This window comes from Cryobacterium sp. 10I5, assembly GCF_035019865.1.
In the GTDB taxonomy this organism is placed as follows: Bacteria; Actinomycetota; Actinomycetes; order Actinomycetales; family Microbacteriaceae; genus Cryobacterium; species Cryobacterium breve_A.
In genome coordinates, this window is sequence record NZ_JASJVI010000067.1 from 1 (window position 1) to 20716 (window position 20716).

At 65.2% G+C, this 20716-nt stretch carries 22 protein-coding genes, 1 pseudogene and 1 riboswitch; of the genes and pseudogenes, 11 read left to right on the forward strand and 12 right to left on the reverse strand.

Annotated elements, in window-relative coordinates; translation table 11 throughout:
• Positions 1-2678 (reverse strand): DUF4011 domain-containing protein (locus tag QN350_RS14590; protein ID WP_323516847.1); only part of this gene is annotated, 2678 nt, incomplete at its 3' end.
• A gap of 254 nt (positions 2679-2932) precedes the next feature.
• Positions 2933-3418 (reverse strand): DUF2510 domain-containing protein, encoded by a 486-nt coding sequence (locus tag QN350_RS14595; protein ID WP_322137750.1) that lies wholly within the window; start codon positions 3416-3418, stop codon positions 2933-2935.
• Positions 3419-3448: 30 nt separating this feature from the next.
• Between QN350_RS14595 and QN350_RS14600 the strand changes: the two genes are divergently transcribed.
• The 4 genes and pseudogenes from QN350_RS14600 to QN350_RS14610 all read left to right on the forward strand — a co-directional run bounded on the left by QN350_RS14600 (position 3449) and on the right by QN350_RS14610 (position 6045).
• Entirely contained in the window at positions 3449-3796 is a 348-nt protein-coding gene (locus QN350_RS14600; protein ID WP_322137749.1) for a hypothetical protein, read from the forward strand.
• Positions 3797-3885: 89 nt separating this feature from the next.
• Complete coding sequence (locus QN350_RS14605; RefSeq protein ID WP_322137748.1) at positions 3886-4620, forward strand: hypothetical protein; 735 nt, start codon at positions 3886-3888, stop codon at positions 4618-4620.
• 75 nt (positions 4621-4695) lie between these two features.
• Positions 4696-4878 (forward strand): annotated as a pseudogene (locus QN350_RS20035) (J domain-containing protein); the annotation flags it as partial.
• A 369-nt stretch (positions 4879-5247) separates the two neighbouring features.
• Entirely contained in the window at positions 5248-6045 is a 798-nt protein-coding gene (locus tag QN350_RS14610) for a nuclease-related domain-containing protein (protein ID WP_322137747.1), read from the forward strand.
• Positions 6046-6151: 106 nt separating this feature from the next.
• On the opposite strand, the gene QN350_RS20040 is transcribed toward QN350_RS14610, so the two are convergent.
• Positions 6152-6400, reverse strand: a complete 249-nt coding sequence (locus QN350_RS20040; RefSeq protein WP_369125167.1) for an N-formylglutamate amidohydrolase — start codon at positions 6398-6400, stop codon at positions 6152-6154.
• Positions 6401-7100: 700 nt separating this feature from the next.
• Here QN350_RS20040 and QN350_RS14615 point away from each other — a divergent pair.
• From QN350_RS14615 to QN350_RS14630, 4 genes are all read left to right on the forward strand, one after another.
• Positions 7101-7274, forward strand: coding sequence for a hypothetical protein (locus tag QN350_RS14615; RefSeq protein ID WP_323516849.1), 174 nt, complete (start codon positions 7101-7103; stop codon positions 7272-7274).
• A gap of 57 nt (positions 7275-7331) precedes the next feature.
• Positions 7332-7943 (forward strand): uracil-DNA glycosylase, encoded by a 612-nt coding sequence (locus QN350_RS14620; RefSeq protein WP_322137746.1) that lies wholly within the window; start codon positions 7332-7334, stop codon positions 7941-7943.
• 124 nt (positions 7944-8067) lie between these two features.
• Positions 8068-8466, forward strand: a complete 399-nt coding sequence (locus QN350_RS14625) for a (deoxy)nucleoside triphosphate pyrophosphohydrolase (RefSeq protein ID WP_322137745.1) — start codon at positions 8068-8070, stop codon at positions 8464-8466.
• Positions 8463-11396 (forward strand): DEAD/DEAH box helicase, encoded by a 2934-nt coding sequence (locus tag QN350_RS14630; RefSeq protein ID WP_322137744.1) that lies wholly within the window; start codon positions 8463-8465, stop codon positions 11394-11396. Before QN350_RS14625 ends, QN350_RS14630 begins: the two co-directional genes overlap by 4 nt.
• Here QN350_RS14630 and QN350_RS14635 read toward each other — a convergent pair.
• The 5 genes from QN350_RS14635 to QN350_RS14655 all read right to left on the reverse strand — a co-directional run bounded on the left by QN350_RS14635 (position 11388) and on the right by QN350_RS14655 (position 15986).
• A complete protein-coding gene (locus tag QN350_RS14635) occupies positions 11388-13499 on the reverse strand; it encodes a nuclease-related domain-containing DEAD/DEAH box helicase (protein WP_322137743.1) in 2112 nt (703 codons plus the stop codon). The two genes, QN350_RS14630 and QN350_RS14635, sit on opposite strands and share 9 nt — an antisense overlap.
• A 237-nt stretch (positions 13500-13736) precedes the next feature.
• On the reverse strand, positions 13737-14111 hold the full coding sequence (locus tag QN350_RS14640) for a YccF domain-containing protein (RefSeq protein ID WP_322137742.1): 375 nt from the start codon (positions 14109-14111) through the stop codon (positions 13737-13739).
• Between the two features lie 56 nt (positions 14112-14167).
• Positions 14168-14815, reverse strand: a complete 648-nt coding sequence (locus QN350_RS14645; protein ID WP_322137741.1) for a hypothetical protein — start codon at positions 14813-14815, stop codon at positions 14168-14170.
• Positions 14816-14840: 25 nt separating this feature from the next.
• Positions 14841-14957: riboswitch (SAM riboswitch) on the reverse strand.
• 125 nt (positions 14958-15082) lie between these two features.
• Positions 15083-15283, reverse strand: a complete 201-nt coding sequence (locus QN350_RS14650; RefSeq protein ID WP_322137740.1) for a hypothetical protein — start codon at positions 15281-15283, stop codon at positions 15083-15085.
• Positions 15284-15413: 130 nt separating this feature from the next.
• On the reverse strand, positions 15414-15986 hold the full coding sequence (locus QN350_RS14655; RefSeq protein ID WP_322137739.1) for a TetR/AcrR family transcriptional regulator: 573 nt from the start codon (positions 15984-15986) through the stop codon (positions 15414-15416).
• Between the two features lie 124 nt (positions 15987-16110).
• Between QN350_RS14655 and QN350_RS14660 the strand changes: the two genes are divergently transcribed.
• Positions 16111-16728, forward strand: coding sequence for an NADPH-dependent F420 reductase (locus tag QN350_RS14660; RefSeq protein ID WP_322137738.1), 618 nt, complete (start codon positions 16111-16113; stop codon positions 16726-16728).
• 182 nt (positions 16729-16910) lie between these two features.
• Here QN350_RS14660 and QN350_RS14665 read toward each other — a convergent pair whose 3' ends face one another.
• Positions 16911-17777: a DUF429 domain-containing protein gene (locus tag QN350_RS14665; RefSeq protein ID WP_322137737.1), complete on the reverse strand. Its 867-nt coding sequence runs from the start codon at positions 17775-17777 to the stop codon at positions 16911-16913.
• A 106-nt stretch (positions 17778-17883) separates the two neighbouring features.
• Between QN350_RS14665 and QN350_RS14670 the strand changes: the two genes are divergently transcribed.
• Positions 17884-18294, forward strand: a complete 411-nt coding sequence (locus tag QN350_RS14670) for a DUF2256 and DUF3253 domain-containing protein (RefSeq protein ID WP_322137736.1) — start codon at positions 17884-17886, stop codon at positions 18292-18294.
• A 53-nt stretch (positions 18295-18347) separates the two neighbouring features.
• Here QN350_RS14670 and QN350_RS14675 read toward each other — a convergent pair whose 3' ends face one another.
• On the reverse strand, positions 18348-18938 hold the full coding sequence (locus QN350_RS14675; protein WP_322137735.1) for a TetR/AcrR family transcriptional regulator: 591 nt from the start codon (positions 18936-18938) through the stop codon (positions 18348-18350).
• Positions 18931-19059 carry a hypothetical protein gene (locus QN350_RS14680; RefSeq protein ID WP_322137734.1) on the reverse strand — a complete coding sequence of 43 codons (129 nt, stop codon included), beginning with the start codon at positions 19057-19059 and terminating at the stop codon, positions 18931-18933. The genes QN350_RS14675 and QN350_RS14680 overlap by 8 nt, the downstream gene beginning before the upstream one ends.
• A gap of 142 nt (positions 19060-19201) precedes the next feature.
• Here QN350_RS14680 and QN350_RS14685 point away from each other — a divergent pair, with 142 nt between their 5' ends.
• Complete coding sequence (locus QN350_RS14685; RefSeq protein ID WP_322137733.1) at positions 19202-20035, forward strand: alpha/beta hydrolase; 834 nt, start codon at positions 19202-19204, stop codon at positions 20033-20035.
• On the opposite strand, the gene QN350_RS14690 is transcribed toward QN350_RS14685, so the two are convergent.
• Positions 20032-20550 carry a DUF1801 domain-containing protein gene (locus tag QN350_RS14690; RefSeq protein ID WP_322137732.1) on the reverse strand — a complete coding sequence of 173 codons (519 nt, stop codon included), beginning with the start codon at positions 20548-20550 and terminating at the stop codon, positions 20032-20034. The two genes, QN350_RS14685 and QN350_RS14690, sit on opposite strands and share 4 nt — an antisense overlap.
• Positions 20551-20716 lie beyond the last annotated feature (166 nt).

Genomic DNA, 20716 nt, shown 5'->3' on the forward strand with positions numbered 1-20716 from the left:
GGGATGGGGAGCGGCTCGACCGAGGCATCCGCCGCGAGGGCGTGGGTGCGGGCGGAGTAGAGCGACAGGCCGGCCGCGTTGGACTCGTGCAGCCGGTCGGCGTAGCGGGCGAGGGTGCCGCGGCTGGCGGCCGCGGCCTCGCGGTTCGCGGCGAGGGCGGGCAGGTCGGGGACAATGCGCAGCTCGAGTGCCGCCTTGATCTGCGCGCGCACCGCGGCGGGGCGGGCGGCCTTGTCGTGCAGGTCGAGGGAGAAGTCGCCAAGTCCGACGCTCTCGAGGCGCTTCTTCACGACGTCGAGGGCGGCGCGCTTCTCGGCGACGAACAGCACCCGTTTGCCGTCGGCGAGGGCGCGGGCGAGCAGGTTGGTGATGGTCTGCGACTTGCCCGTTCCGGGCGGGCCTTCGAGCACGAAGGTGCGGCCGGCCGTGGCCTCGGCGACGGCCTCGAGCTGGGAAGAGTCCGCCGGCACCGGCACCGAGCCGCCGAGCGCATCGAGGTCGACGGGCGAGACGGGCCTGCCGCCGGGCCCGGGTGAGCTGGCGGATGCGGCACGTGCGGTCGACCCCGCAGGCGCGCCGGAGCCCGCAGGCGACGCAGGGAACGGGGACGCGGCCGGCTGCGCCAGGCTCCATGCCCCACCGCCCCCGGCGCCGGCCGCGGCGACCGGGTCGGCATAGGCATCCAGCGGCGTGTTGATCAGGTGCGCGACGAGACTGTTCTGCGACAGGGCCTCCCAGTTCTCGTCGAGGTCCTTCCAGAGCCGGAACTTCGCGAACTGCAGAATGGAGAGCTCCACGGTCTCCTCGACCCGGAACGGCAGCCCGGCCTCCGCGATCGCCTCGCGCACCGCGGTGAATGCGCCTGCCAGGTCGATGCCCGAGGCGTCCTCCCCGGGGGTTGCGAGCCCGGCGATCTCGAGCCCGAAGCTCGCCCGCAGCTTCTCGAGCAGGCAGTAGTTCGGCGTGGACGCCCCGGCCTCGTCGATCGTCAGCCGGTACGAGCTGCCGCGGCTCGCGCTCGTCATGTTCACCGGGATCAGCACGAGCGGCGACCGCAACTCCCGGTCGTTGAACCGCCAGTGCAGCATCCCGAACGTGAGGTAGAGGTTGTTGGCGCCGGTCTCTTCCACGATGGTGCGGGCCTTGTTGGCGAGGTAGCGCAGCTTGCTCGTGTACGACGCCTCCGTGATGTCCACGAACGCGCCCTTCTTGTCGGCGAGCATCAGCTCGCGGGTCTGCTCGGGCAGGTCCTTCCCGAAGCGGATGCCCCGGGCTCGGTCCACGTTCGGCACCGCGTCGGCGGGCACGAGGGTGATCGGGGTGCCGGCGTTGATGGCGTCCTCGAGGCGGGCGACGGCCGGCCCGGGCACGAAGAGCGGGTAGCCGGACCGGTCGGTGTAGTTGATCAGCTTGTTGCGCAGGCTCAGGTCGAGCAGCGCGTTCTTCCACTGGGTGACCCGCGGCGGCACCGGGGCCGCCTCGGGAGCGGCCGAAGACAAAGCCGACCCGTCCCGCGCGTAGTACGGAGCGATGACCGGCCCGGCCCCCGCCTGGTACACCGTCACGGTGACCGCGCCGTCGGGCCCGACCGAGCGGCTCGGCAGCGGCCAGATCCGCGACTGCCGCGCGGTGCGCACGTCGGTCTCGCCCAGGAACTTCTCCAGTCCCGCCGCGAGGTACTGCGTGTGCGGGCTCCGCCGCGCCTCGGCGAACGGCATCGACGACGACCCGCCCGTGACACCCGTCGTTTCGACCAGCCCGATCGACCCGAGGTCGACGAGGTTCACGATGTCGGCGACATCCGTGTGGGCGACGGCGCCGAGCGCCGAGTCGACGCGCCAGTAGCCGAGGAAGATGTGCCCCTCGAGCAGCCAGAGCGTGGAGTTGAGGCCGGCCTGTTCGAGGGCGGCGGCGAGGGTGACGGTGGTGTCGAGGCAGGTGCCGAGCTGGCCCTCGAGCACCTCGGCGGGCGTGCGCACCTTCTGCCCGGTCGTGCCCCAGCTCGCCGGCGGCATCGCGTAGCGGATGTCCCGGGCACGCATCGCGTCATAGATCGCCTCAACCACGGCGTCGACCCGCTCGGGGCTCTCGGACTGGTACCCGCTGAGCGCGGAGTCGCCGGTGCGGTGCTGCAGTAGGTCGCTCGCCTCGACGAGGAGCGGCGCGATGGCGGCGGCGTTGGGCTGCACGTGGGCGGCGAGGAGTTCGAGGCCGAGGTGCAGGGGAGTGGCGATCCACTGGCTGGACGCGAGGATCTGCACGGCCGCGCTCGTCTCGGCGAGCAGGCGGCCGGCGGCGTCGCGCAGAGTCGCGCGGATCGAGCCCGGCCGCTGCTCCTCCACGGCGAGCATCAGCGCCGGGTCGAGCACGAGCTCGACGGTGCGGAGGGTGGTGCTCTGCCCCGCGCCGAGGTCGACGATGACGACCCGCGGGGCGCCGAGCGACCCGGCGGCGCTGGTGACCTCGACCTCGAGGGTCGCCGCGCGCTGCTCGCCGCCGAGGTTCTCGATCACGATCTCGTCGACGACCGGAACCCGGCAGTGCGCCATCGCGTAGGAGAGGAACGGCACCGAGCTGATCCCGATGCGGGCGGATGCCGCGGCTGCTGCGGCCGGGGCGCCTGCGTTCACGGCCGTAGCAACGCCGTCGGTCTCGGTCTCAGAGTCAATCTGGTCCACGGATTCCCCTTCGTGCGGCGACATGTCACGGTGACCCAGACAGTCGCCGGATCACGTCGAAGCGCTGCCCCCGATTGTAGGGGGTGGGTCTGACACCGCCGCCGACACCGCTGGCCTGTCGGCCGCCTTGCGCCCCGGCAACTCGTTCTCTCGCTGCTCCACGCTGGTGAGGTGTCGCACATCGATGTTCGCAAGCGTCGCGAAGGTCGATCTACGACACCTCACGGCGCCTGGGTTTTCTTGGAAGCCGGTGCCTAGCCGAGCAAACGGTAGGCGAAAAAAGTGATCCCGACAATGCCCACGACAAGACCGAGGATCGCCGTACCCCGGCCCGTGATCCGATTGGAACCGCTCAATTCGTTCGCTCGCGCAAGACCGATCGAGGAGAACACGATTCCGAGGACGCTGAGGATGCCGAACGGGTTGATAAGGAAGCCGAGAATGGAAAGGAGTGCGCCCGTATACGCGAACGAATTGGTTCGCCGCACGATGCGATCTCTCTCCTTACGATTCGGCTGTGATTGAAACTGGGTACCGCCACCCTGGCCGTGGTTGGCCATCGGCACGTATGGCGCCGGTGCGTACACAATGGGCGGGGCTGGTGCCTCTGCCGGAGCGGGCTGGGGAACGGGGGCCGGCATCCGGTCGCGACGTTGGTCTGACCAGCTGACACCGTTCCACCATCGCAATTGCTGGGTGTCGTTGGGGTCGTTGTACCATCCGGCTTCAGGCGCGGTCACGGGGTCTCCTTGCGAATAGGTGGACCGTTCTTGACCGGCTCAACGGCTGAGGTTCGGTACACGATTCATGCCTATCAGGTCAAAGAAGACCGGCGGAATGTGGCTGGCTTGTATGGTCAAATTTCCCCCCGCAGTGGGGTCGAGTGCTGCCACATGCGTCGATTGGATGCCGCCACCAGCTGGCGGGCGATCGTACGAGTCGTACCGCTGCGTCGCCAGTGCGACCATCCTCCCCGGGCAGATCTTCGGCATCCGCTTGAGGAGATCGAAGACGGGCGCGAGTTCGGGTGTCCGGGCGGTTACCAGGAATTAGTCGCCGCCGTTCTGGGTGATCCTGAAATCAACGTGAGCGAGCGGGGACGGGAGGCGATGGGCTGAAACCCCGCCACGGCCAATAGCCCGAACTGGGGACAAAGAGCCAGACCAGGAACATCTTTGACGCCGAAAGGCCACCCTAGGCTGGCAATATGGAAGACCAGAGCGGGCCACGAGAACAACCTGAATTCGAACCCAATAGGGATGAGATAGGCCCAGATAGCCGGGTCGAGGATGTCGACTCGGACCCTGAACTTACTGATCTTCCGCACGATGAGCCTCCGGAACAGCCGAAAGATGCCGTGACGACGAAAGTCTGTTCCCGATGCAGCGTTCAATCTCAGACCAATGGTGCGTTCTGTCCAAACTGTGGAAGACCCTTCGATCACTCGCGTGCAGGGCGCTCTCGAACCATCAAGATAGTCGCGATCGCTCTTGCGGCCTTGGTGGTCCTCGGCGGCGGAGCAACCGCAATTGCTCTCAGCGTTGCGCACAACAATGAAGTCGTCGCCCAGGAAGTCGCGGCGAAGCAAGCACAGGCCGATGCAGACGCTGAATCGAAGAGAGTTGCGGCTGCGGCAGCTGCGAAGAAAGCTGCTGATGACGCCAAGCGGGCTCTTCGAAAGACCAGCGTTGCAGGGATCGAGACGTCAATCACGGCCGACGCTCAAAAGAGGGTCACCGACGGCGTACTTCAAGGCCCAATTACCAGGTCGTCGTGTACGCCATTGGGCGGAGGATCAACGGACGATCTCACTGCGATCACGACGACCTTCACCTGCATCGCAGTCAACGTGGAGAATGCTGACGGGAGCGCAAGCGGTTACCGCTTCTCAGCGACTATGAACTGGGACGACGGTTCGTACACGTGGCATCTGGGCGACTGAACTCGCTGTGCTGCTGAAACATGAAGCGAGACAGACCGCCGCCGCGCGGGCAGCCTCTGCCAGGCAGATGCGCAGATGAGCGTCTCTGAGGACAACCTTTACGGCGTTTTCGGCGTGCCGGCGACTGTGACTGCGCGCGAGTTGAAGCGCGCTTACCGACGGATGCAGCGGTCCAGCCATCCGGATACCGGTGGCTCTGCCGAACGCTTCCGGAAGGTCCAGGAAGCCTGGGCCGTACTTGGGACGCCCGACCGGCGCCAGGCCTACGACCGAACTCTCGGCACCGGCACTGCTCGCGGCGACGCGTCAATGCACCATGCGCGACCGGCCGCGCACACGCCGCCGTCACCTACTCCCACGCCGAGAACCAACGTTCCTCCTCGAGTGCGGCGTGCGGACGTTCACGGCCACGCCGGCGGAAGCTCCCGACTGAGATACCTTGACCTGCTGCGTTCCTGGCTAATGTACCCAACGTCTCCAGCGATGCCGGCACCCTGGGTTCCGGTGCGCAAGGCGCGCGGGATGTTCCTTGGCCGTTGGGCTCGACTTTCTTGGAGGATGACCCTCTCCTTCGCCGCAGTGGGTGGAGGTGCCACAGCCTTCTATTGCTGGCGACAGGGACTCCTCGTGACCGAACCGGGAGTGTTCGTCGGGCCGATCGCGCTTGGGGCCGGCTTTGCTGCCACGGCGGGCGCGATCAGTTCCGTGCCAATCTCGTTTCTCAGGATGCTCCGAGATCCCTACCGCCGGGAGTTGATCAGATTCACAAAGGAGAAGGCGACGGCATACGCGGCCGCGCAGACCGCCTACGAATCGGCGCGGCTGGCCTTCGACGCCCGCCTCCGAATGAGGCCGGCAAACGCCCAGACATTGCTTACTGCGCCGTTTTCGCAGGAGGCCGTCCGTGCGGCGACGCCTGATATCCGTCGTTGGTTGGACGAGGCGATTGCGCAGGAGGACACGGCGCGTGCGCTAGCCAAGCTCGGCCCGCAGTTCTCCGTCTGGCACGATCTCGAGGTCGGTGCCGGTAACACGAGAATCAATCACCTGGTTGTCGGACCACAGGGTCTGATCCTGATCGAGTCGATGACGGCTCGGGGACCCGTAACCGTCGAGTTCGACTCGCTGGTGCAGCATGGCCGGATGGTTCCGGAGGTTCTGGATTCGCTGCGCCCGCGCCTGACCGCCGTAGCCAGGGCTTTCGGCATTGGCGGCGTTTCGATCCTGCTGCTCGTCTACCCCGAGGCCGTCTTGGTCAATTCCCGGCCGCAGCGACTCGGCGGTGGTCCGGTGCCCACCTTCGTCGTCGGGTCCGCGGAATTGGCCGCGGCACTCGTGCAGGGCCTGCCCGGAATCGACGAGGGCGTCGGCTGGCAACTCGACCGGCTCCGCGACAACGTGTCCGAGCACGTTCGTTTTGCTTAGTTACACAACTTCGTACCGGCCGTTTCCGATCTGCAAGGTAGTGGGAACCGAGCGCTTGTCAGCTTGTCGATCTCGTGGGGTTCGGCAACAAGACGTGCGGGGCTAGCTAGACGACATCGGGTCGGTGAGCAGCCGGTCCACCAGAGCCTGAAAGCGACTCCCGCAGAGAGTAAAAGCCCGCCGGTTTCACCTCCAGCGTGGCCTCGGTCAGGTACACGTCTCGGCGGATCTCGAGCATGACCGAGCTGACCCGCGCATCCATCTGGTACTGCTTGAGCGGCACGTAGGCGCCGGCGAAGGGCGTGTTCGACCGCGTCTCGAGGGCGGAGAAGCTTTCGGCAACAGCGTCGAGCAGGGCGGCGGATGCGTGGAACGGGTCCTATCCGACGCAGAGCGGTGCGCGAAAGCCGCCGCCGTGCAGTTCGTAGGGCAGTTCCTGCTCGGGGTAGGAGTGCACGTCCAGGATCACGGCCCGCCCGTGGACGGCCAGGGTGGCGTCGACGAGCGCGGTGAACCGGGCGGAGTACTGCGTCGGAACGGTCGAGGACGCGGAATAGGCTGTCCCCCTCGAGCTCGTGAAGGCAGCCTGTTAGACCGAGCCCAAGGCCTTCCGGGGTGCCGCGATTGCAGATATTGTCATCACGGCAACCAAGGCAACCGTCAGAACGGTTATGGGGATTGGTCGCCGAACCGAACAATTAGCTAGCGCCTGAACTGGGGGTCGAGTTCGGCGGTACCACGAGGGCCCCTCGGAATAATCTGAATGGATGAAACACCACCTCGTTGTACTCGGCTTAATCGTCGCCATTGCGATGACCGGTTGTGCAACAAACTCGACCTCGATTGCGTCGGAATCTGCAAATTCGCCCGAGACGACAAGTTCGAGTGTGCCTGACGGAGATGGAGGGGCTGCTCTTGCTAGGACCGGGACACCATCTTTCAAAACAGTTGTGGTGGGTTCGGCGTGCAACACCGCGATGAGTAATGCCGCTCGCGTACCCCTCTCCCAAACGAACGACGCGGAATTCATTGCCACCTCAACTGCATGCTCGACTATGGACGAATGGGCTTCAGCACTGCGTGCCAACCCGAAGGCTCTAGGAGGGACCAGCCTCACCGGCTCGGATATCTACTACTCGCTCATTGCGACGTGTTCGAATGCCGTGGCCGCGGGTGCCAGCGCTCCAATGTGCGCGGAGGCCGACGCCGCCGGCTACCTCAATGGGTAGACATCGCTGCGAAGCAGTGTTCCCGACCGTCACTGAATTCGAAGTATGACCCGACGCATGGCGGATGCCGCCTTCCGCGCTTCCCAATGGGACATGCGGTACGCGTCGCACATCGCGCCGATCAACGAATACATTGACAGCATTCGGGAGCCCAACTGGTTGCCGTATGTGGCACCGATTCATGGTGGTGTTGAGGCCCGAGTGCTCACGTTGCTCCGCGACCCCGGCCCCCGAACGCAGGATGTCGTCGGCAGCGGATTCCTTTGCCTTGAAAATGATGACCCAAGCGCTGAACATCAGGGCAATTTGCTTACCGCTGTCGGCCTGGGCTCGTACGACATCCTCCCGTGGAATGCCTACCCGTGGTACATCAACAGGGCCCCGACCGCGGCTGAACTTGAGTTAGGAGTCGATCCGATCCTCGAGGTGATTCGTCTGGCACCTCAGCTTAAAGTGGTGCTTCTGCAAGGCGGCAGCGCACGCGATTCGTGGCGCCGAGTGCAGAAGCGAGCTCCACGTCTCGTGCGCGATCGCCGGCTAACTGTTATTGAGACCTATCACCCGGGTCGCCAGGCGCTCTGGCACAAAGACCCCGCCATACGCGCTGCTCGGGCCGCTGATCAAGTAGATGCCTTCCAGCAGGTTGCCGACACCCTCAACATCGAATGAGGAATTGCGGTCCAGCGACCCGAGACGTCGGCTTCCTGAGATCGAATCCACCACCCGAGCGGCGCACACTCTCGGCTGGCTAAGCTGGAAATTCAGATCGACGGCCAAGTAGCGGGGTGCACAGTTGAAGAAGCGAATCAATGTCGTGGGAGCCGTCATTACAAGGGGCCAGACAATCCTTGCGGCACAACGTAGCTCGACAATGTCGCTGCCCGGTCTCTGGGAGTTCCCCGGAGGGAAGATCGAGCCGAACGAATTACCAGAGCAGGCGCTCATTCGAGAACTGGAAGAGGAACTGCTCTGCTCTGCAGAGATCGGCCAGCACGTTGAAACTACTGAGCACGAGTACGACTTCGGCATCGTCATCCTCACCACCTATTACTGCTCGCTTGTCGCTGGAGAGCCGCATCTGACAGAACACTCGGAAATCCGTTGGGTCCCTGCCGCAGAGCTCGATCAGCTCGAGTGGGCCCCTGCGGATATTCCTGCAGTCGAACGCGTAATGAGGGATTTCCGGGCGTGATCGAGACCCGCAGTCAACTCACGCTGGACAACAACTTCGGCTTTCTGGACTCTCTGGTAAAAGCTGATCAGGTCTTTAACCCGACTCTCATTTCAAACTCCAGTGGTCAGACGATGCTCAAGGCGATCCTTGACGAGCTCAAACGGTCGAACAGTTTCGTCTTCTCCGTGGCATTTGTTTCACCGGGGGCAATCGCGTTGCTCAAACAGGCCCTCATCGACTATCGAGGAACTGGCACGATCATTACCTCGACCTATCTTGGGTTCAATTCACCGGCGGCGTTCCGTGAGCTGCTGAATCTCGACGGAATTGACGTCCTAATCCACCCAGATTCCTCTGCTGGTTTCCATGCGAAGGGTTACATCTTCGAGCAGGAAGCGAGCACGACTGCCATCGTCGGCAGCTCCAACTTGACCCCTTCGGCCTTATTGAAGAACCACGAGTGGAACCTGCGTTTTTCCGCGCTTCCCGGTGGGGATATCGTGCACCAGCTAAAGTCGGCCGTGCAGGCACACATGGATGTCTCGGTTACCTTGACGCGGAGCTGGATCGATGAATATGCCCTGACATGGATTCCACTACCTTCACGGCCCGTCCAACTGGGCTCGTCACCAGAGCAGTCTGGTGAGATGCCGCTGAGGGGAATCGTTCTTCCAAACTCGATGCAGGTAGAAGCGCTCGCTGAGATTCAGGCCTTGCGAGATGCGGGGGAGCACCGGGCGGTTGTTATCTCCGCAACAGGCACGGGGAAGACGATTCTCTCTGCCCTTGACGTGCGCGCTTACGCGCCCAAACGTATGTTGTTCGTCGTGCACCGGGAGCAGATTCTTGACCGGGCGATCGAAGAGTTCAAACGCGTCCTCAACGCGCCTGAAAGTGACTTCGGCAAGTTTGTCGGATCGAACAGAGAGCTCGATCGTCGCTACGTTTTCGCCTCGATCCAGTCGCTGTCTCGTCCGGAGAATCTTCGCGCAATCCGGCCCAACGAATTTGACTACGTCCTGATCGATGAGGTCCATCGCGCAGGCGCCGCCAGCTACCGCAGCCTCATTGACTATCTCGAGCCTGACTTCCTACTTGGGATGACCGCTACCCCCGAGCGCACGGACGATTTCAACGTGTTCGAACTTTTTGACTTCAATGTCCCTTACGAAATCCGTCTCCAGAAAGCACTTGAGGCCGACATGCTGGCGCCGTTTCACTATTACGGCGTGACGGACTATGTGAAGGCGGATGGCGAAGTCATCGACCAGGTCGCGGATCTCACGCGATTGGTTGCGACCGAACGCGTTGATCATCTCGTGTCCACGATCGAAAGGTACGGACACGTTGGTGTGCCCGTGCGAGGGCTGATCTTCTGTAGTAAGAATTCCGAAGCCGCTGAGCTTTCTATGATTCTGAACCAGCGGACCGTTCATGGAGAGCGCCTCCGAACACGCGCATTGAGCGGGAGGAACTCCGTCGATGAACGCGAGTCGGCCGTTCAAATGCTCGAGCGCGGGGACCTCGACTACATCGCGACTGTGGATATCTTCAACGAAGGAATCGATATTCCTGCGGTGAACCAGGTCGTGATGCTCCGGCAGACGCTTTCGAGCATCGTTTTCACCCAGCAGCTGGGTCGTGGCTTGCGAAAGGCCGCAGGCAAAGACCACCTCGTGGTCATCGACTTCATCGGCAACTACGACAACAACTACTTGATCCCTATCGCTCTCTTTGGCGACAGCACCCTCAACAAAGACTCAATTCGCAAAAAGATCATTGACGCACAAGAAGCGGGAGCAATTGCTGGGCTCTCGAGTGTAAATTTTGATGCGATTTCGAGGGAGAAGATTTTCGCGTCGCTTGCGACGACGTCTCTCGACAGCATGTCGAACCTCAAGAAGTCCTTCGTCGAGCTCAAGAACCGGCTGGGGCGTTCGCCGCTTCTGATCGACTATGCACGTTTCGACACCGTCGATCCCACCGTTATCGCGACGAAGCAGAAGAACTACTGGAGGTTTCTGAATAGCGTGAAGGCCCTCGACGTCCATGCGAATGAATTCGAGGATGCTGTTCTGACGTTTCTGTCAGGCGAACTTCTGAACGGCAAGCGGCCGCATGAGCTCATACTCCTCAACATGCTCCTATCGAGTTCCGAAACGGTGACGGTTGAGTCGTATCGGGACCGGCTCGAGGCGAGCGAGCTCTCCTGCGATCGCGCGACGCTCGATTCAGTTATCGGCGTTCTTAGCCTGACATTCTTCACCGAGGCAGAAGCTGCCAAGTATGGCGCGGCGCCGGTGGTTTCACTTGAAGCCGAATCCTACGCACTGGGCGAGGGATTTGCAGCGGCATGGGCTGAGGACTCGACCTTTAGTAACCACGTGCGCGACGTGGTCGAAACGGGACTGTATGTTGCTCGCCATCAATACAGGTGGACCGGTCAACTTCAAGTGGGTCAACGATACTCACGCAAGGACGTCTGCCGTTTGCTCAACTGGAAGTCGAACCAACAGAGCACCATCTACGGATACAAGGTCGACTACTTTTCGAACAGTTGCCCAATCTTCGTCACCTACCACAAAGGTTCGGAAGTGTCCGAAAGCACAAGATATGAGGATGCCTTCCTCAACCCGTCAACTTTGACCTGGTACACGAGAAGCCGGCGAACGCTCTTGAGTAGCGAAGTAGAGGCCATTGTGGAGAATCGCCTGCCACTGCATGTGTTCGCTAAGAAGGACGATGCTGAAGGAACTGACTTCTACTATCTCGGCAAGGCGCTGTCTCAAGATGCTCGCCAGACGAAGATGGCCGGTGAAAACGGGGATGGGTTTGATGTCGTCTCGATGACTCTTGGCCTCGCGAGCCCCATCGAGTCAAGTCTCTACGAGTACTTCGCAACTGCAGCAACCCCAGTGGCTAGAGCGAACGCGGTGCCCTTAACGTAGCGAACTGCAGTGACTTGAGCCCTGCGCCGCGATGCAGCCGACCCACACGCCGTCGCGAGCTCGGGTGATACCCACGAACAATTCGCGGCGGTCGCGCTCGTCGCGTTCGATCTGCGAATCGGTCCATCCAGCTCCGATGACGCCGGGGAACATCAGGCGTTCGGCAATCCAAGGCAGCAGCACCTGCTTGAACTCGAGCCCCTTGGCGCGCTTGATCGTGCCGACCTTCACGGCATCCGTCTGGCTACCGTCATATTTCGTGAGTTCGACAACGGGAATTCCCGCGGTGCGCAGCAGCGTCAAAGTGTCACTCACCTGTCGAGTGGTGAAGCAGAGCACCCCCACGTCACCCCAGCCCACACTCACGCTCTGCGTGGCCCGGCGGACATGCTGCACCAGTTTGCCGTCGTGCTCGGTTCGGGTGCGCGCCCGGTCGAAGAGGGGACGTTCGCCGTGTCGCGGCGATGTGATCGCGGCGGCGCTGGCTGCGGTGCCTTCGATGTCGACGTAGCTGGCACCGTCGACGACGCGGACCGCCAGGGCTAGGATCTCGGCAGTGTTGCGGTAGTTCACGTCCATGACGACTCCGCGGCCGGCGACAGAGAGGCCGGCCTCGGCGAGGGTATAGCCGCCGGGGTAGATGGTCTGTTGGCCGTCGCCGATCAGGGTGAAGGCATCCGCGCCGTCACCGGCCACGGAGGCGAGCATGCGGATCATGGCGCACGACAGGTCCTGCGCCTCGTCGACAATGACGGCTGTGTACCCGACCATTGGCTTGGCGCGCAGAGCCGCTTCGGCGAGAAGGATCAGGTCAGCGTCGTCGTGCACTTCGCGAGTGCGCAGCAGCGATTCGTAACACTGGTAGAGCGCCCAGACCGAGCGGCGCTGGTCGAGCGTGAGGCGGCGGCGCCGGCCGATGCGGGCACAGTCGGCGTACTCGTCGAAGGTGGTGAGACCGCGGCCCTTGATCACATTGTCGAGCTCCTCCCGCCAGTAACGGGAGTTCGTGTCGATTTTCGTCAGCGGGCCACAGGTCTGCTTCCAGGCCTCGTCGAATGACTGACCGGCCAGCTTGCGGTTGACGCGCACGTCGATGCCACGCTCGGCGAGCACCTTGCGGGCGAATTGGTGCACGCCGCTGAACTCCACGCGACCCGCGACATCCGGGGCCATGCGGCCGAGCAGGTTGCACAACACATCGGGCAGCGTGCGCACGAACGTGGTCACGAGCACGCGGGCGTTCGCTTGCGACCGTGCCAGGTACGCGGCACGGTGCAGCCCCACAACGGTCTTGCCGGTGCCGGCAGCCCCACGGATGCGAGAGGGCCCGTTGAAACTGCGGCGCACCAACTTGGCCTGGTCGGGATGCAGGAACGTCATCCATTCCTCGATCGGAGGGGCAAGGAGGCCCTCGAGGATCGCGGCCTCGATGTCGCTCTCGCTCGGGAGATGGTCCAGATCAAGAGCTGGTTCCGGGCCGATGATCGGTTCGGGCAGGGTCACATCGACCGGTGCCGGCGCGCCGATCAATGGGAAGTAAGTGATCGCGGCGGCCAACACCTGCTCGACAGCGGACGCGGTGAGTCGCTGCCCGCGGCGGGCGATGTGGCGCACAATGTCACCTTCACCGACAATCTCGACTCCGCCGACCGATGCGTTGACGCCCTTGTGCCCGGCGAAAACGACCACGGGTCGCACCTCGCCCGGGGCGAGGCCGATCTCGGCCAGAGCCGCTTCCGTCTTCCAGGCGAGGTCGGCGAGGCCGTCGAACTCGTCGGTGACATCGGCTTGCCCGCGGAACACCCGGCCCGCGGCGATGATCGGGTTCTTCCATGCCTTGGTGTCCACGATGAACAGGCCGCCCGGCCCGACGACGACCATGTCTACCTGAGCGCGCCGGCTGCCGGGCCACTGGCGATCGGGCAGGAAGTGGTATCCGGCCGCGGCGAGGGGGGCGAGAACGTGGGCGATGCGTTTTTCGCTGTCGGCGGCGGCGAAGTAGTTGGCGGCCTTGGCCCGCGAGGATTCAGCGGCGAGGGCGTGCGCTTCTGAGAGCGCCAGTTGCCGCGTCGCTTCGCTCCATGCCGATCCGCCTGCCGACATCCGCTCCCCCAAGCCTAGATACAGGCTGAGCTTATCGGCATGTTCGTGATCGGGGCGCACCCTCGCGGTGGGGAGGAGAAGGGGCGGCCGCTGCACCGCAAACTGACCACGCGCACACGGCGGCCGCCGATGCCCTGGTCGAGAGCGGAGTCGTCGGGAAGGTGCTAATCGACATCTCGGTGGAATGACTTGTGGCTCGGCGCCGGTGGTATGTCGGCCCCGAGTCCCGACGATCGCCTACGGCAGGTCGACGATCTCTTTGCCGAGCGGCAGGAGCGCGACCGGGATCAGCTTGAAGTTGGCGATCCCCATCGGGATGCCAATGATCGTGATGCAGAGGGCGATGCCGGTGGTGAGGTGGGTCAGGGCGATCCACCAGCCGACCAGCACCACCCAGAGCACGTTGCCGAGGAAGGACCCGAGACCCGCGTTCGGCGTGGAGACGACGGTCTTGCCGAACGGCCAGAGCGCGTAGACGCCGATGCGGGCGGCGGCGATTCCCCAGGGGATGGTGATGATGAGCACGAACATGATGAGCGCGGCCAGCATGTAGCCGAGGAACAGCCAGAAGCCCGAGAGCACGAACCAGATGACGTTCAGGAGAGTTCTCATGATGGTTCCATTCTCTCAGGTCGGGTGAAAACGGGCGCCGAAGAGCTCCTCCGGCGTCAGGGCTGCGGTGGGCCCAGTAGCTGCCGGACCGCGGCCCGCGGCGTCAGGCCCGAGCGGACCAGGCCGAGCCATGGCGCCCAGTCGCTCGCCTCGATCAGAACGCGAACGGAGCTGCGCGGGGTGGCCTCCACCGTGACGAGCGGATGAGGCCGCAACATTGGAGTCGCTTTCAGCTGACGCCGTCGACGCGCGGTGCCGAGCTTCGGAGCTGCATCAGGCACGAGGAGCTCGGCGTGCAGGGCCTGCCGCAACCGGAAGTACTCGGTGGGAGTGAACCCGCTGTCTTCGAATCCCAGCGCCACGCGCACCCAGTCCAGGTCCGTGTGTTCGCTCCAGCGCGGCTCGACCCGCAGATCGCCGAGAGCCCGCGGCGCGATACCGCACTGCACGCGCTGCCAATCGGTGCGACGCTCCTGCGGGATCTCATGCCAGGTGTGCCGGCCTCGACCGACCGAGCGGATGCCGCCGGACTCCCGCAGGCTCTCGGCATAGGCCTCGGAGGCAGCGGCCTCGCGAGCGCGCCGGACCTCGGCCCTCCATTCGCCGTAGCCCGAGCGCGGGGCAGCGGGGCGTTTCGCCTCGCGGTCGGCGCGGCGGGCGGCGAGATCGATCACATTGTCGGTCGGGTGTTCCTGCTGAGGCATGGTTGCCCCTCCCGGAGGCCGTGCCTCCATCGACTTGCCCGCCAGCGGATGCCGGTGGGCCGGTTCTTCCCCTGGGGCACCCCTGTCGATGGACGGGGTTGCCGGACAACCAGCCAGGTACTGAAAGTTGTCGCTCGTGAACCTGAGCCGACTGTATCGGCTGCGGCCGACATCCGTGGGCAGCTGGTGAGAACTGAATTGACGAGACACGCGGAATCACGAGTTCGCTGGCAGCGCCCCATCCTGGGCGTCGCTATGCGCGGCGCCTCATTGCACGGCGACGATCCACTTTCGCGTCGCTCCTGACGGCATCTTCGAGGTGAGATGCCAGGCATGGCAGACCACACAGATGTAGACGGCGACAGGAACCTTGGGCTTGCGCCCGGCATAGCGCGCAACGATTGCCCGGAGGCTGTGTGCTGCGGCCTCTTGGGTCGGATACTTGATCTTGGTGCAGATGGCCAACACGGCGAGCTCCTTGTGGGGAAAATTGCTCGCGTGGTTCAATCCACACTTGGCCTCGACTTATATGACGATGGCCCTGAAACCGTTCAAATCGGTTGGCTGAAGTCTAGGGGGTATTACAGGATGCGGGGCATCATACTTCCGTGGGGAGGGCGTTGTCGATGAGCACAACGGCGATGGCCGCGGCGGTGGCGAAGGCGTCGGCATCGAGGACTCGGCCGCGGGCCGAGGCGCCGTCCAGGAGTAGTGCCAGCTGCTCTCCGAGCCCCTCGGGGTCGGGGGCGCCGGCTTCGCGGGCCGCTTCGGCGAGCCGCGCCGCAAAGGCCTTCTTGTGGTCGCGGGCGAGGACGCGGGCGGGATTGCCCGGGTCCTGGATTTCGACGGCCGCCCCGATGAACGGGCACAGGGGCGGGTGAATGTCGAAGACGGCGAGGAGGCGCTCGCGGGGGGTGAGGTCGGCGCTGTCGAAGATCTCGGGCATGATGTCGGGGTCGAAGCGGCGCAGGTACTCGGCGACCAGCTCATCCTTGCCGGCGAAGTGCTGGTACAGCGTGCGCTTGGACACCCCGGCCACCGCGCAGATCTGGTCCACGCCGGTGCAGTTGATGCCCTGATCGGGGAACAGCTGCTGCGACGCGCTGAGGAGGCGCTCGCGCGCGCCCCGGCCGCTGCGCAGGCCGCGGGGACCCTTCTCCAACTCCGTCATACGCCCAGCGTAGCCCAGATGGTACCGATCGGTGTGCATAGCTTGACGCGCGGCGCATCCGCCCCGTAGGTTAGGTACGCAGATCGGTGTACATAACATCGGCACGGCGATTGGAAGAGACACCATGACAACCATCACCATCATCGGCTCGGGCAACATGGCCACCGCCATCGGCACCCGGGCGGCCCGGAACGGCCACACCGTCGAGATCATGAGCCGCAACGCCGCCCAGGCGCAGGCGCTCGCTGAGCAGATCGGTAACGGAGCGATTGTCGGCACCTTCGGCGCACGACCGGCGGGTGACATCGTCATTCTGGCGGTGCTGTTCGCCGGCGCAGTGGATGTTGTCACGCACTACGGCGAGGCGCTGGCCGGCAAGATCCTCGTGGACATCACGAACCCGTTCAACGCAGATGGAACGGGAGTCGTGACGACCCCGGGCCACTCGGTGTCCGAGCAGATCGCCGCCGCCGCCCCCGAGGGCGCTGACGTCGTGAAGGCCTTCAACACGATCTTCGGCGGCGTCATCGCTGAGGACAAGCCCGTGGACCTGCTGTTCGCCGGCGACAGCGCCGCGGCGAAGGCGAAGGTCGCGGAGTTCCTGGAGAGCCTGGGCATGAGGCCCCTCGACGCGGGCGGGCTGCAGATGGCGCACGCCCTGGAATGGGCCGGCATCCTCCTGGTGGGCGTGGCGCGCAACGGCGCCGGCTTCGATATCGCCTTGGGTGCCCGGGCCCTCTGACGATTCCCGCCAGCCGTGGTCTGGGCCGCGCTGGCGCCCGCGCCCGTTTCGGCACGCCGCGCCCGAAACGGCGGGCGCGGGTTGCGGAAACCGGCGCGGGCGTCGGGTCAAGCGGGCGCGGGCTGCCGAAACCGGCGCGGGCGCGGTGCAAGCCGAGTCGCGGCATCCTTGGCAGGGGGGCGCTAGTCCACCTCGGCGCCGGCTCTCGAGCGCTTGGGCCGGGCCACCCGACCGCCAGGGCGTTGCTCGGGGCGAGCGGGCGCGATGATGACCGGCACGCGCCCCTCGGCATCGGGGGAGTCGGTCGCCCCGAGGACCTGGCAGCGTTCGCTGCCGAACTGGGCCCAGAGGGCCGCGGTCCACGCGCAGAGGGTGGCGTCGAGGAGGTCCTCGCGGTGCTTGTATGCGGCGTCTTTGAGGGGAGACGGTTCATCGAGCAGCGCCGCGGTGGTCGGGTGAGACCGGAGATCGAGAGCCGGGCGGATGCCGGTGAGGCGCAGCATCCGCTGCAGGAGGTCGTCGCATTCGGCGGCACGGAAATCGCGCCGGGCCGCGGGGGACGGCAGCGCCGGGTTGAAGCGCTTGTAGCGCGGGCGCTCCACGTCGTAGCCGAGTTCGGACGCGCCCACCAGGGTCGTGTACGGGTAGCACTCGAAGAACTGGACCTCGTCGGGGAGTGGTGGCCTGCTGCCGTCGGTGTAGGCGAATCCGGCCTGCTCGAGGCGCATGCGGAGGGTGACACCGCCGAGCCAGGGGAGGGTGAGGTTGGAGGGGTTGGCGTAGACCTGCCACTGGCTGTAGCGCTGGGCGACCTCGCGTTCGCATTCACGGATGCCGGTGGCGTTCGCGACGACGAGGGGCGCGTCGATCGCGATCATGTCCCCGGGAGCCGAGCGCGTGATGACCCAGGCGGCGACGGCATCGATGCCGCGGGCCCATCCGGCGTCGAGCACGGTTCCGGACTCGTCGATCAGGGCCAGGCCGGTTTCGTTGGCGGCTTTGGTTGCCGTGCCTTCGCCCCAGGCCAGGTCGACGCCGATGTAGTTCATTCCTGCGGCAGGTCCATGTTCATGAGGGTCCTATTCTCGTCCCTGTCTCGTTCCATTCGATCGTTTGCGCCTCGCACCAGACCCTCGGTCCAGCAGGATAGAAGGCATGGCGCACCGACAGCGAAAACCGGCCGATTCCGACGCCGCCGGTGACCGGGCGGATAAGACGTGCGCGTCGTGCGGCCGGCGCATCGAGTGGCGCGCGAAGTGGGCGAACAACTGGGATTCGGTGAAATATTGCTCGGCCACGTGCCGAGGACACGGTGTCACCGCGACCGACCTTCGGCTCGAAAAGACCATCGCAACCTTGCTCAGTGCGCGGGCGACGGATGCCACGATCTGCCCCTCCGAGGCGGCGAAAGCGGTCGGCGTCGAGGAATGGCGCGAGCTCATGGAACCGGCCCGACGCGCCGCCCGCCGCATGGTCGCCCGGGGCGAACTGGAGATCACGCAGGGAGGGGTCGTGGTCGACCCGTCGACGGCGAAGGGTCCGATCCGATTGCGGCGACCGCGGTAGCGGCATCGAGCCCGTCGTCAGGGCCGGGCGACGGGACGGTTTTGCAGGACGTTCTACCGGCTCGGCTGCGGGGTGGTGGTGTCGGTCCACTGGGTGAGGGCGACGATGAAGCCGTGGATCAGGCGTTCGAAGCTCCGGTTGATGTCTGCGCTCATGGCGAAGGACCCGCCGGTTTCGAACGAGATGAACCCGTGCAGGGTGGAGCGGAAGGCGCGGATCGCGTCGATGGCGTCGTCGCCCTCGAGGTGGTACGCCGTGAGCACGTCGCTGATCAGCTGAACGATCGCGAGCGACACGGCTTCGTCCTCGAGGTCGCCCGGGGCGGGCATCCGGTTGGCGGCCTCATACCGGGCGGGGTGCTGCAGCGCCCACTGGCGGTAGGCGTGTGACATGGCCGAAATGGCGTCGGCACCGGAGCGACCGACGGATGCCCGCGCGAGCACCTCGCCCATGTCGCGTTTCGCGTGCACGGCGATGTCGCGGTGGAGGCCGGCCATCGAGTCGATGTGCTTATAGAGCGAGGGCTGGCGAACGCCGAGGCGCACGGCCAGTGCGGCGAGGGTGAGCGAGTTGAGGCCGACTTCATCGGCCATCACGGCCGCCTCTTCCGCAACCCGGTCGCGGGTGAGCCCGACCCTAGGCATAGGTCGGCGCTCCGGCCGCGGCGCTGATGCGGGTGCTGATCGCGGTGTTGATCCGGGCGCCGGCCGGGACGCCGACCTCGGCGGCGACGGGCCCTCGAACCCGCGCTGATGCTGTTTCCATGGGGCTAAGGATGACCTTCTTTCTGGCTAGTGTCAATAGCCAACCCGGCGCGGAGGCGAGCTGGCCTGACCGGTCTGCGTGCAGCATCCGTCTTTTTGATTTGGCTATTGACACTAGCCAAAAGGGGATGCATAGTAGCTGCATGACCTCCTCAACTGACGCTTCGGCCGCAGCAACCCAGTACCTCGCCCGCCCCGAGGGGCGCATCGCCTATGACCTCCAGGGCGCCGGACCGCTTCTCGTGCTCGTGCCCGGTATGGGTGAGTTGCGGTCCTCCTATCGCTTCCTGACCCCGGCGCTCGTCGCCGCCGGATACTCGGTGGCGACCACCGACCTCCGTGGGCACGGTGACTGCGATACAACCTTCTCCGCCTACGGCGATATCGAGACCGCAGGCGACATCCAGGCCCTGATCGCCCAGCTCGGCCGGCCGGCGGTGATCGTCGGCAACTCCCTCGCCGCCGGGGCCGCCGTCATCGTCGCCGCCGAGCATCCCGACCAGGTCGACGGTTTGGTTCTGGTCGGCCCGTTCGTGCGGAACCCGCCGACGAACGTGTTCACCCGCGGGCTGTTCCGCGTGATGATGGCCCCGCTCTGGATCGCGCCGATGTGGAAGAGCTACATGCCCACCCTCTACGCCGGCCGCAAGCCCGCCGACTTCGAGGAGTACCGCACGACGGTCATCGCCAGCCTGAAGCGCAAGCCGTACGGCAAGGCCTTCTCGCTCACCACCCAGCAGACCACCCACGACCCCGCCGAGGCGAAGCTCAGCGAGGTGACCGCCCCCACGCTCGTCATCATGGGCGACAAGGACCCCGACTTCAAGGACCCGGCCGCCGAGGCACGTTTCGTAGCGGATGCCCTCCACGGCTCGGTCGTGATGGTCGCCGACGCTGGCCACTACCCCCAGTCCCAGCAGCCGGACGTCACCGTGGCCGCCGTTCTCGGCTTCGTGAAGACCTTGGCCCGCGCCTAGGCCGGGCTCTCTCCGGTGGACTCGTGGGCGCGTTGCCCGTAGGTGCCCGAGGTGAGGACGCGGAACGAGTCGGCGATGATCGCCTCGAGGATGGCCAGGTCGACCGTGGCGAGATCCTTGATGTAGAGGCAGCCGACGCCGGTGGTGTGGCTCCCGAGGCGTTCGAGCTGCTCGGTGTAGGCGCCGACGCCGTTCGCGAGGTAGATCGTGGTGGCGGCCTTCCGCGGCGAGAAACCGGCCGCGCACGCGTCACCCTCGCGCCCGCTCGCGTACTGGTAGTGGTACTGCCCGTACCCGACGATGGACCGGAACCACATCCGCGGTTTCTCGCCGGTGATGCGGGACATCAGCTCGAGCAGGGTTTCGGCGTCCCGCCGCCGGGTGGGGTTCGGGACAGCGTCGATGAACGCGCGCACGGCCGCCGCCGCGTCAGTGTCGGCGGTTGCCGCTGCGTCGGCATTCGCGTCGGCGGATGCCTGTGCTCGCGTGTCGGGGTCGGCGTGGGAATCGCTCATTTCGCCTCCATTCTGCCGGGAGTCACCGGCGAAGGCCATCGCCGGTCCTGGTCGCGTTCGGCGAGATCGGGACGTCTTCGGCCGCCTGTCGGCGGACATCCGCTCGCGCCCGCGCCTGTTTCCGCAGGCCGCACCCGAAACGGCGGGCGCGGGCTGCGGAAACAGG

Coding starts and splice junctions, on each gene's coding strand:
- QN350_RS14660 (WP_322137738.1), top strand. CDS start 16,111: ATGACAACCATCACCATCATCGGCTCGGGCAACATGGCCACCGCCATC.
- QN350_RS14635 (WP_322137743.1), bottom strand. CDS start 13,499: ATGTCGGCAGGCGGATCGGCATGGAGCGAAGCGACGCGGCAACTGGCG.
- QN350_RS14685 (WP_322137733.1), top strand. CDS start 19,202: ATGACCTCCTCAACTGACGCTTCGGCCGCAGCAACCCAGTACCTCGCC.
- QN350_RS14605 (WP_322137748.1), top strand. CDS start 3,886: ATGGAAGACCAGAGCGGGCCACGAGAACAACCTGAATTCGAACCCAAT.
- QN350_RS14680 (WP_322137734.1), bottom strand. CDS start 19,059: ATGGAAACAGCATCAGCGCGGGTTCGAGGGCCCGTCGCCGCCGAGGTC.
- QN350_RS14620 (WP_322137746.1), top strand. CDS start 7,332: ATGGCGGATGCCGCCTTCCGCGCTTCCCAATGGGACATGCGGTACGCG.
- QN350_RS14655 (WP_322137739.1), bottom strand. CDS start 15,986: ATGACGGAGTTGGAGAAGGGTCCCCGCGGCCTGCGCAGCGGCCGGGGC.
- QN350_RS14615 (WP_323516849.1), top strand. CDS start 7,101: ATGGACGAATGGGCTTCAGCACTGCGTGCCAACCCGAAGGCTCTAGGA.
- QN350_RS14670 (WP_322137736.1), top strand. CDS start 17,884: ATGGCGCACCGACAGCGAAAACCGGCCGATTCCGACGCCGCCGGTGAC.
- QN350_RS14640 (WP_322137742.1), bottom strand. CDS start 14,111: ATGAGAACTCTCCTGAACGTCATCTGGTTCGTGCTCTCGGGCTTCTGG.
- QN350_RS14645 (WP_322137741.1), bottom strand. CDS start 14,815: ATGCCTCAGCAGGAACACCCGACCGACAATGTGATCGATCTCGCCGCC.
- QN350_RS14665 (WP_322137737.1), bottom strand. CDS start 17,777: ATGAACTACATCGGCGTCGACCTGGCCTGGGGCGAAGGCACGGCAACC.
- QN350_RS14690 (WP_322137732.1), bottom strand. CDS start 20,550: ATGAGCGATTCCCACGCCGACCCCGACACGCGAGCACAGGCATCCGCC.
- QN350_RS14675 (WP_322137735.1), bottom strand. CDS start 18,938: ATGCCTAGGGTCGGGCTCACCCGCGACCGGGTTGCGGAAGAGGCGGCC.